At 37.1% G+C, this 11,101-nt stretch carries 11 protein-coding genes; 1 reads left to right on the forward strand and 10 read right to left on the reverse strand.

Features of this window, described 5'->3' with window-relative positions:
- The 10 genes from HOD97_08345 to HOD97_08390 form a co-directional block, all read right to left on the reverse strand.
- Positions 1-92, reverse strand: a 92-nt coding sequence (locus tag HOD97_08345; GenBank protein MBT4281606.1) for an IS1595 family transposase, incomplete at its 3' end; no start/stop codon positions are given.
- A 160-nt stretch (positions 93-252) separates the two neighbouring features.
- Positions 253-897, reverse strand: a complete 645-nt coding sequence (gene nth / locus HOD97_08350) for an endonuclease III (protein ID MBT4281607.1) — start codon at positions 895-897, stop codon at positions 253-255.
- Entirely contained in the window at positions 890-1,207 is a 318-nt protein-coding gene (locus HOD97_08355; GenBank protein MBT4281608.1) for a hypothetical protein, read from the reverse strand. The genes nth and HOD97_08355 overlap by 8 nt, the downstream gene beginning before the upstream one ends.
- A gap of 128 nt (positions 1,208-1,335) precedes the next feature.
- Positions 1,336-2,265, reverse strand: coding sequence for a hypothetical protein (locus HOD97_08360; protein ID MBT4281609.1), 930 nt, complete (start codon positions 2,263-2,265; stop codon positions 1,336-1,338).
- 58 nt (positions 2,266-2,323) lie between these two features.
- A complete protein-coding gene (locus tag HOD97_08365) occupies positions 2,324-2,980 on the reverse strand; it encodes a hypothetical protein (protein ID MBT4281610.1) in 657 nt (218 codons plus the stop codon).
- Between the two features lie 6 nt (positions 2,981-2,986).
- Complete coding sequence (locus tag HOD97_08370) at positions 2,987-3,520, reverse strand: CBS domain-containing protein (GenBank protein MBT4281611.1); 534 nt, start codon at positions 3,518-3,520, stop codon at positions 2,987-2,989.
- Between the two features lie 12 nt (positions 3,521-3,532).
- Positions 3,533-5,320, reverse strand: coding sequence for a hypothetical protein (locus tag HOD97_08375; protein MBT4281612.1), 1,788 nt, complete (start codon positions 5,318-5,320; stop codon positions 3,533-3,535).
- A 73-nt stretch (positions 5,321-5,393) separates the two neighbouring features.
- Positions 5,394-6,965: a S8 family serine peptidase gene (locus HOD97_08380; GenBank protein MBT4281613.1), complete on the reverse strand. Its 1,572-nt coding sequence runs from the start codon at positions 6,963-6,965 to the stop codon at positions 5,394-5,396.
- A gap of 100 nt (positions 6,966-7,065) precedes the next feature.
- On the reverse strand, positions 7,066-8,337 hold the full coding sequence (locus HOD97_08385) for a citrate (Si)-synthase (protein ID MBT4281614.1): 1,272 nt from the start codon (positions 8,335-8,337) through the stop codon (positions 7,066-7,068).
- 45 nt (positions 8,338-8,382) lie between these two features.
- Positions 8,383-9,057: an HAD-IB family phosphatase gene (locus HOD97_08390; GenBank protein ID MBT4281615.1), complete on the reverse strand. Its 675-nt coding sequence runs from the start codon at positions 9,055-9,057 to the stop codon at positions 8,383-8,385.
- A gap of 110 nt (positions 9,058-9,167) precedes the next feature.
- Between HOD97_08390 and HOD97_08395 the strand changes: the two genes are divergently transcribed.
- Positions 9,168-11,099, forward strand: coding sequence for a sulfatase-like hydrolase/transferase (locus tag HOD97_08395; protein ID MBT4281616.1), 1,932 nt, complete (start codon positions 9,168-9,170; stop codon positions 11,097-11,099).
- The last annotated feature ends 2 nt before the right edge of the window (positions 11,100-11,101 follow it).

Consider the following 11,101-nt stretch of genomic DNA (forward strand, 5'->3'; position numbering starts at 1 on the left):
GCGTCAAGATCCAAAGAAAACAGCTTAACCAATTGTCTAAATTTCTTCTCGGAAATATGGGAACGCCTAACATACTTGTTTCTCATTGTCATATAAGAACTTACAGCCTTTTATCTTATGCATTCTAGTCATGACCCATAAAATTAAATTAAATCTTGGGGTTCTCACTTCTTTAACCTCTAATTTGCTACCTAGAAGTTAAGAATAAATAAAATAATGTGTTTATTTGAAATTGAGAATAATTCTAGGTAATTATGCAGAAGAAGGACACAGATCATTCAAAACACACCCTCCACATTGTGGCCTTCGTGCAATACAAACCGCCCGACCGTGATCAATTACCATGTGAGTTAGTTTTATCCAGTCATGCTGATCAAATAAACCCATCAGTTCAAATTCAATCTTTTTGGCATCTTTGGTATTGGCCAATCCTAGCAGATTCATAATTCGCACCATATGCGTATCTATGACCATTGATGGAATCTTATAAATTACACCTAGAACACAATTTGCAGTCTTTCTTCCTACGCCGGGGAGTTTTACCAACTCTTCCATCGTTTCGGGGATTTCTCCGTTGTACTCTTCTACAATTTTCAGATTCGCCCCTTGAATGCTCTTAGCTTTCTGATTATGGTATCCGCAGGAATGAATATCTTTAGCGAGCTCGGTGATATCTGAATAGGCAAAATCGTTAGGGCTTTTATATTTACGAAATAATTCTGGTGTTACTTGATTTACGCGATGATCAGTACACTGAGCGGATAATATAGTTGCAACCAGCAATTCATGTGGGCTCGAATAATTGAGCGAGCACTTGGAATCCGGATAAGAATTATATAGCCGTTCGACAACTACCTGTGCCCTTTGTTTCCGCGCTTTTTTATTTTCCTTAGGCAAGGATCTGATCCAAAATTGTTGGAAGGTTTTTGATCAGGGTAGAACGCAAAATAACTCGATTGAATCCACGCGACTTCCAATTTTCCATTTCTTCTTTGGTGTGAGAGTCAGCATATCCAATAACATAAACGTCATCACAAAGTTTAAGTAAATCTTGGCTTATTGTGGTGCTGATGACCAATACTTTGGTATCTTGATTTAATTGATCCGGTTTTTCCAGGAATTCTACCTCGTGGCCAGCCGCAATTAGTTTATCGGATACCTTTACGCCGAGTTCAAATTCTTTTATGGTTAATGCAATATGTGCCATTTAGGTTCAGACTTTTTTAACGCAAAGACGCTAAGTCGCAAAGATTAAAAATGTATATAATATTTTCTTCTTTCATCTTTTCCCCTATTGATCTTTACATTTTACTCATCGGACATTGCGGTTAATACCTAGGATGCAATTAAGTGTTCAATTCGTTTTTGAACTAAAGGTAAATGTTTTTTTTGAATCCGTTTCGCTAAAACTCTTAATGCTTCCAAAAACGGGATTTTTTCTAATCTTTTTTCGTTTTCTATCAATTTTTCCGCAATAGGAATAAAATATGTATTTCCATCATCAAAAAATTCTACCAAATCAGGTGAAGCCTTATTGTCTAATACAGCCAATGGTTTAACGCCACAAGCATTATCAAGCCAATAGGATATTTCTCGATGGTAATTTTTAGTTCTAACATATTCCGATGTCCAAATTCTGAACACACTTGTAAAGTCCAACCAACGTGCCGGGTTGAATTCTGAAATCACATAATTAATACTATCCCTTGGATGCAAATCGATTCCTTCGTGCATTTCCAATGAGGGTACTTTTTTCATTTCATTTAACAAGCACCTAACAAATGGCCATGATCCTTTTGGATCATTCTGGAATGCAAATGCTCGCAAAATATGATACGTAATGGAACCAAATTCCGGAATATTGGTTAATGCATATTCCGCTAAACTTTCCAATACTGCGGGGCTTTTATCCGAAGCTAAATGAATTTTTGCTGCCTCCAAATCAATGGCTTCAATATCACCAATTTCAAAAAGATTCCAAAGGTCGGATATAAATGCAGTTTCTCCAAACCCTTCCGAACTGGCTTGATTTAAGATCCGCTCATCATCATCTCTTTTTGCCATCCCTGTTATTGTCGTGACCGCAGAATTCAATAATATCTCCGATGGATGGTCAACATCGTCACCTATGATATTTTTTAAGACATTTGTTGTAATAACCGGATGGTGTTTAGCGGAACCATCGTGCACGATTTGAACAGATATTTTAAGGAAATAAGCAAGAAAATCTCTTAAAGATTTCCCACCCATTAATGCATCGTTCACCGAAATTTTAGACAAAGATTGAATTTATTGATTTAGTTGAAAAAGGATGATGGGATATTTATTCAGAATTCCCCAGTTGGAAATACACCAACATTGATAAGCCGGTCATTCTTGAAAATTCAGATGGGATTCCCGCATCTGACACGTGCGGAGTATCTCCGTAGCGGCCGATGTTTTCATCGCTGTCCCACGCCCAACCAGGATTAAGGACACTCGATATAGGCATTGAATTAAAATCATGATAGTAACCAATTTCAAAACCCATTTTATCTTTTATCTGGGATCCGAATAAAACGCCTATTCGCGTGGAAGTATTGCCCGTAATACCTTCCGGAATGTACATACCGCGAAAGCCCCACCATCTATATCTATTTTCTCCAGCCTTTATAAATTTATAATAAGTAAAATCCATATTATAATTGGGGTTTAAGCTCCAAGAAAGATTAATTACATCCCATTTATTATCTTTCAAATACAAGAGCCTGCTGTAATCTATCCCGGTTCCATAAACCGGAAGTCCAACTCGGATTCCAACATCGCTCACTTCTGAAATTCCTTTACGATACCACATGTATGGAAAAACATTTTCAAGAGAAAGTGTATAACCATATCTCGACTCACCCTTTTTAAGACGTTTGGGGCTAATGGTCGGATGTGTTGCGCATCCGGCGAATAATGCAAAGGCAATCAAAAGAATGACGCCGTTTATTTTCATAAGATGCTAGCCGCCTTCAGGTCTATCAAATGAACCTTGTGGATTTGGCGGCAGGTTTAGTACTTCCTGACTAAAAAAGGTTGAAATATAACTAACGATGTCCACCAATGATATCACGCCAACTGCGGTATCTGAATCATCTGTAATAGGAACATGCCTAAACCCTCCCACATACATTTTATTTAAAGCAAATGCGATTGGGTCTTCTAAGCGTAAACTTTCCGGATTTTCTGTCATATAATTTCTCAAAGTTTCATTATTTAGATCGATTCCTTTGCCTGTTATTTTTAATAAAATATCGCGCTCTGTTATAATCCCCGCCAAACGACTATCACGGTTAATCAAAACACATCCCATGGACTTTAGTTGCAACTCTTGGATCATAGATTCTAGAGAGTCATCCACATTAAGTAAAATAGGTTTGGATAAATTTAAAGAAGAAATTGGATCATTAATTGAAACGGCTTCTGAAAGATCACGTTCCTCTTCGGCTTCCAATTCATCCATTCTGTCTAATTCGTCATCAAATTCTCTTTGCATAGCTACATCCTTTTACTTTAGGTAAATCATTTTTCGACTTTGCACCACAGGATGAAAGTCTTTCATTTTTGCTATAATAGTCAAGAAATATACACCGCTAGAATGATCATGTGCATCCCAAACGAAAGAATATTGCCCGGGGCTTAATGCCTCTGATTGAACAAATTCTTGTATCTTCCTTCCACCTGCATCCGTAACAAACAAATCTATAACTGCATGCTCAATCAAATCAATAGACACGGATGTATTTGCATTAAATGGGTTCGGATAATTCTGGAACATTGCAAATACTTCTGGAATGATCTGCTGTCCTAAAGATGGTTTGCGAAAATCATTCGGTTCTCCAAAAGTAGAAAAGTTTACATCCTGCCAATTCCCTCCATCCGGAATGCGACATTCCATTAATGGTTTATTGAAGAAGATAGGGCGAGATTCTCCATAAGTTTGCCAATTCCCATATTCATCCTGCAGTTTGAGATGTAACCACCCGCCACTTCCATAATTGGATTCGATGGTAAAAATAGAATCCAAATAAGTTTGCTCTAAGTGAAGATCTTCTCTCAGAGTCCAAAGGAGTTCATCATCAATAAAGACACCATAAATTCTTAATTGATCGCTTTTTCCCGCAATTTCGACTTTTAAAGAATTGCTATTAGGGTCGTACAATATCTCGTTCAACCAGTAGTCATTACTATGAATAACAGTCTGGGGGTAAATAAGCTGATTTACATAATCCGTTTGACCATAATGACCGTTCAAATAATGGGTTATAGTTCCCTCGTTTTTTATAATCGGGAAATGCGCAATAGATTGTTGATCTAATATTACTTCAATTTGATTCCAATTTTCAGGAAGGCTAAAATTTAAAGAAGAATCTTCAGCAACATTTTGTAATTCTATTTTAATGTCTTCTAATTCATTTTTAAACACCAATGTTGATGTCGGTATATCAACTAAAGTATAAAGTTCAATATCTGCATGGATATCTTGACGGCCGTGTTTCACGACAATAATTCGAGAAGATGATTCAATGAGTTCAAGGTCCCTATCCAAGAGAAGCATAGCATTAGGGATAACTAATTCAACCATATCCTGCAATTCCTTTTCTCCTGTTTTTTTGTATTCCACCGGAGTCATAAGTAGAGCATTACGAAATATCGGTTCATACTCTTCCCATCTTTTATTCCATAGATTATTGAGTGCATTTATTTTTTCTTCTGAACCCAATGTTTCCATATTTGGTAATAATTTCGTCCTGACCAATCCAAACCATTGGTTTAATTTTTCTGTACCACTCAGTTTTGAAGAAATAACTGAAAATTCTGAAGTGTTTTCAGTTGGAAATTCATTTTTAAAAAATTCGATCATAATTTGATTAGATATCAATGAAACATCATTCAATTCACCAGAAACTGGTTTGGAAAGGTTCTCGTAATTACCAACTTTTTGAAATGATAAAGACTGGGCAAAAGGTTCCATTCCCAAATCACTTTTAATGGATTTCCCGGTATCAAGAACAAACTCTATATGATAAAATGCTGTTTGACCTTCGATCAAGTTTACATCCAAATATCTAGTTCTTCCTGGATCAATTTCAGATAAACGTTGATAAGATTTTCGACGATCAATAGATCTGTAGATATGTATTCCTTTGGCAGAAATATCATCAGTTTTAGACCAAACTAATAATACTGATCCGACTCCACTATAGGCATCCAGCCGCACGGATTGCTCTCCATTTGCGACTCCAATAGAGACATTGATAGTGAATAATAAGCTGATTAGTTTAGTTCGAAACATAGGATTTTCCCAGGCAAGGAACAATTTGGAGTAATTCTAAAGGTAAGGCAAGCCTTTTCCTCGTGAAATTTGTTTATTTTAAATACGTAATTTTCCGCGTTGTTGAATTAATCCTATCTGAAACAGTCACAAAATAAACTCCCGCCGGCTGGGATTTAGGTGCCCAGGTAAATGAATTATCCCCTTTAAATAAGTCTCCGTCAAACAATACTTCCACTACTTTTCCCTCAATATCAAAAATAGTTACTGACAGATTCCCGGGCGTAAGTAATGAAATGGAAAAACTGATTCCGCTGTTAAATGGGTTCGGAAACCCTTCGGAAAGACTATACGCTACAGGGAATATTTCAGCATCAACAGATTCAAAACTAGAATAGTTAATGGCATCCCAAACATTGATGATTCCATACCCATAATTATTATCTGGTGAACTGTGCTGAGATGCCGTCTGGATCAATGCTTCTCTCACCATCATGGGATTCCAGGTTGGATGAGCACTCAAAATCAAAGCCGCTGATCCTCCAACCAATGGTGCGGCAAGAGACGTTCCGCTAGCAGCTGTGTATCCCTTCCCAGCAGGACTTGCGCAAGCAGTAGCCACACCGCGAGCACATACCTCAGGTTTAATCCGTCCATCATAGGTTGGACCATGAGAACTAAAACTGGCAATTGTACCATTTGATGAAACCGCCCCGACACTGATAACCGAATCTGCATCAGCAGGTGCAATTATATAATTCCAAGTGTTATTCCCTTCATTCCCAGCAGCAGTAACACAAACCATCCCAAGTGCTACTGCAATATCTACAGCAATTGTCGTAACAGCAGAATCCCCATTCATATCTTCGTAGGTGTACCAGTCAAGATAACCAAGCGAAGTGGAAACAATATCCGCCCCGTTTGTTTCTCCCCACTCTAGACCGGCAACATAATTATCCTCTTCAATTTGGATTTCCTCATCTACCTTCTCTGTTTTTGCTAACAGAAATTCCGAATCGAATGCGGGGCCAATTAAATAACCCGGGGCGTACCCGGCCATCGCAGATAAAACCATTGTCCCATGATTATGTTGATAGATTGTGTCTTCGTGAACCGTTTCGTTTGCTGTGATTTCATCATCGTTTACGAAATCCCATTCATCTATCAAATTCAGTGAATCAAATACTGCGTGGTCAAGGCTAAATCCCGTATCCATAACAAGAATGCGTACGCCTTCTCCAGTAAATCCAGCGTCATGTGCTAAGTCGCACCCAATCTGTTCCATTTGTGCCTGAGCATTTCCATAATCCAATGTTTGTATACTCCGATTACCGGCTATGTTTTGATTAGGTTGAGGATTTACTTTCTGTCGTCGAAAAGAAGGAACCGATTTTATTTTTTTAACAAAGGGAAATTTCAGAATTGTATCTATCTGTGCATCTGTTCCCAAGATTGAGACTGCATTCAACCAGCGACTTACCTTTTCAATCTGCGCACCAGTAGTTTTTATATTTTGCAGATAACCTTTGCTCACCGGAATGTCGTATTCTGTCACCACATTCTCGCCCAATACCTTTTTCCGTCGGACAATTGTTTTTTGATCAAGACTTTCTGCAATTCTTTGAAGATCTAACTGAGATTGGATTTGCTTATCCTTAAAAAACACCCAAATCTTCTTAGCTTCAGAATGTGAGCTTTCACCCAGCAACAAAGATATTGTACAGATAAGTAACAGATAGAATCGCACAATTACGTTTAAAATGTAATCAGGTATTTTCTTGAATCCAGTCTGTTGTGACAGACTTTGGACGTGTAATGGGGACGCCCAGCGCACGATTAATAACCATTTGTGCAATCATTCCCATCGCACGAGAGATGCTGAATAATACAGTATAAAATTTGAACTCGGTGAGTCCATAGTAATATAACAACGACCCTGATGCAGCATCCACATTTGGCCAAGGATTTTTTGCCTTTCCCTGTTCCAGCAATACACCCGGCACCACATCAAATAATAGATTTACGATTGAAAAAATATCGTCATTATGAATGTGTTCTTTCCCAAAATTGATAAACGCAACAAATCTTGGATCTGCACATCTGAGAACAGCATGACCATATCCTGGTACAACTCGCCCGCTTTTTAACCATTCCCAGCAGTACTCCGCTAATTCCTTTTGATTCGGAACCTTGTTGAAATGATCTCTGACACTTAAAACAAATTTAAGACATTCCTGATTTGCCAATCCATGAAGCGGTCCGGCAAGTCCATTTAATCCGGACACCACTGAATAAAAAGGGTCCGATAAGGCAGAAGCAACCGTATGCGCTGCAAATGCGCTCACATTACCACCTTCATGGTCACAATGCACCATGAGGTAGAGCTGCATAAGTTTTCTGAAATCGCCATCTGGATCATCTATTCCTGTCATGACAGCAAAATTTGAAGCCCAATCCAAATTAGGATCGGGATCAATTCTAGCACCTTTATTAAAATGCATTCGGTAAATGCCCGCAGCTAAGGTAGGCAATTTGGCAATCAGCGAAATTCCATCTTCTAAAATTGGCTCCCAATATTCTGATTTTTTTATTCCTGCATTATATTGCTTTTTGAATTCACTCCCATCCTGCATAACTAGAATTCCGGTTGTCAGCATTGTCATTGGATGGGAATCCAAAGGCATTTCTCTCAATACTTTCCACACATATTCCGGGACATGATGATTCGCCTTAATCTGGGAGGACAAATCTTTCAATTCAGATTCATCAGGGAGTGCGCCAGTCAAGAGAAGATAAAATACTTCTTCGGGAAGAATATCAATGATATCCAACAAAGGGTGACCGCGAATAATGAGTCCTTCATCCGCCGATACATTTGATGTATCGCATATAAATCCGCGAATTCCTCTCATACCACCAAATGCTTGAGAAACAGTCACTTCACTTATTATGGATGACCCCTTTTCGGCGATCAGTGTTTTAGCTCTTTCCTGAAGTGCAGGAATTTGTGCTTTTAATTTATTCTGTAAGAGTCCCATGTATACCTTGAATTTAATGCCATTTTTATTGACTAAAAAATAGTCTCATTCACACATTTCCAAACTATTTATTACCTCATCAAATGAAATTACTGTTAAATCCGCATGTGGCAATACGGCATTTCGTTTAACATTCCCAGTATAAGCAAAAAACAAATTTGCTTGTCCGGATATTTTCATTTCCGCATCTGAATATCCATCGCCCACAACAAGGATATTGCCGTTTAGTTTAAGAGATGCCAGCAATTTTGATTTTCCATTATGTTTTGAGAGTAGGTTATTTTTGTTGGTACCTGTCACCCAGCCGGCTTGGTCAAATATAAATTCGTTACCAAAGATATGATTTTTTATAAAAGGCATTTTTTCTAATACTTGCTCTATTACTGTTTTAAATCCTCCCGAAATAATAAAAATCTTTTCCTTGTGGTGGTTAAAAAATTCAAAATGTTTGATAATGGAGTCATCGATTCTTTCTCTTAATGATGATATAAGTTGATTGACATGCGATTTATTTGCCTTCAATAATTGAATTCGCTTAGTTAATGATTCATCAAACGGCATTTCTCCGGACATTCCTGACGCTGTAATTGATTCTATTTCAGAAATGATTTGAGCTTTTTTAGTAGATTGCGATAATGAAATACGTGCAAGCTCATCCATGGTTTCACCGCGAATAATTGTATTATCAAAATCTAGAATCAAGAACTGAGCTTTCATCATTCTATGAAATTAGCATATTAAGAGTACATCAAAACTATTAAGTTTATTAGAATTTGAAGTTGTAGAATAATCCAGTACCCTTAATTTCCAACTTCGAATCCCAATTATTTATGAAAAAATTAACATCATTTTACTGGCTTAACTACATCGCCCTACTGGTTTATCTGACGTTTCTTTATTCTATTTTAGCAGAGGAATCTTTCCGTGTTTACGAAATACTGATGGTCGCAAATACTCCTCTATTTTTATTATTATTTATTAAATGGATTGCACGTGCCATTGGAAAGTTGCTTGGGAAAAATGATTTCGAGTTACGCTTTCTTATCATTTTTGGAATTATTTTCACTTTTGCTTGGTGCAATGTAGAATTCAAGATTCTATTGGTTTACCGAGATCACATAAACCTTATGCTAACGGCCCTTCTTTTTGAACAGGGGATTATGACAGATATTGGGCTTTCTTCGAAAGATTTTTTATGGCTAATCATTCAGCTAAGCGGAATGATTATTTTTGAATGGATGGCGCTTCAAATTTCCACAACCATTTATCAATATAGCAAAAAAGAAAAATGGAACTTCTTGAATAAATCAATACCTATTTTGTTTTCTTTATTGATTATTTCCACCATTTCTGAAAAAATATTGTACTCCTACCTGTATTTCACGGATCGAGAATCAACTATAAAAATGTATTCTAATATTCCCGCCTATACGCCTTTCAGAATGAAAAACGTATGGAGGAAACTGGTCGATGAGGAGCTTAAACCCGACCTCGCAACAATTGCGGAGGAACAAGGTACTTGGACGGGTGAAGCTGATTTTCTTGAAGCGCATACTACGATTATGAATAATGCGGATCCTATCACATCCGGAAAGAATGATGTAGATATTTTGTTCCTAGTCTTTGAAAGCCTTCGTGGAGACATGCTGGATCCAGATATTATGCCAAACCTCTATAAGTATTCAAAAGAATGGGTAACAACCCAACATCATTTTAGTAATTCTAACTGTACTGCTTCAGGAAAATTTGGAATCCTCACCGGACTTTCACCATTTTTTTGGTATCCTTCCATGAAATATAAATTGACTCCTGCTACTTTGAATGTGCTCAAAAAATTAAAATATGAAATATCAGTATATACATCTTCACCCCTCAATTATTCTGATATGGACACGTATGTTTTTACCGATATCATTGATCAAAAGTTCAATTTTATGCGTCAAGGTGCCGGCCTCCACCATCCATTGATAAAACGCAGTTCATTGAACAAACGAGACGAAATGATGGTTGAAAAATATCTCGAAGATTTAGATTCGAGAGATGTTGTTGGATCTCATTTTGATTATCTGTTCTTTTACACCACACACTTCAATTATTATTTCCCGGAAAAATTCGCCAAGTTTAAACCGTATATTGATCGCCATTATCAAATATATGAAGAGGGTCTTCATAAAGAGGCACATTTAGTTTTTAACCGTTACAAAAATAGTGCATACTATGCTGATTTTTTAATTGGCCAAATTGTAGATCAACTAAAAATAACCGGTCGATTTGAAAATACTATTATAGTTGTCACTGGCGATCATGGAGAAGAATTTTATGAATACGGTCGATTTTCCCATTCATATTCATTCAAAAATGTACAGTCCACAACTCCCTTTGTTATGCATTTACCCGGAGGCGTAGTGACAAATTATACCGTTTCAGGTCATGCGGATATCATGCCAACTATCTTTGACTATTTGGATTTATCTATTGACCCACTGAAATTCACAAATGGGAAATCTTTGCTAAATTATAACCCTCAGAATAATTTTACTGTAGTGCAGATGTGTCAAATAGAAAATCGTCCAAAAATATTCATGATTGCTAATGATTCATCAAAATTAGAATTCAGAGCAAATGAAAACGGCCTGACGGCTGTACTGCTCGAAACAATCGAAGATGAACCATATCCATCAAATCATTCAGAGCAAAATTCTAAATCAATTTTAGAATTACTAGAAAAAGCGAGTATAAACCGTTCTCATTTTTCAAAATAAAT

It is taken from the genome of Candidatus Neomarinimicrobiota bacterium (assembly GCA_018651745.1).
Lineage (GTDB): Bacteria > Fidelibacterota > Marinisomatia > Marinisomatales > TCS55 > JAAZYX01.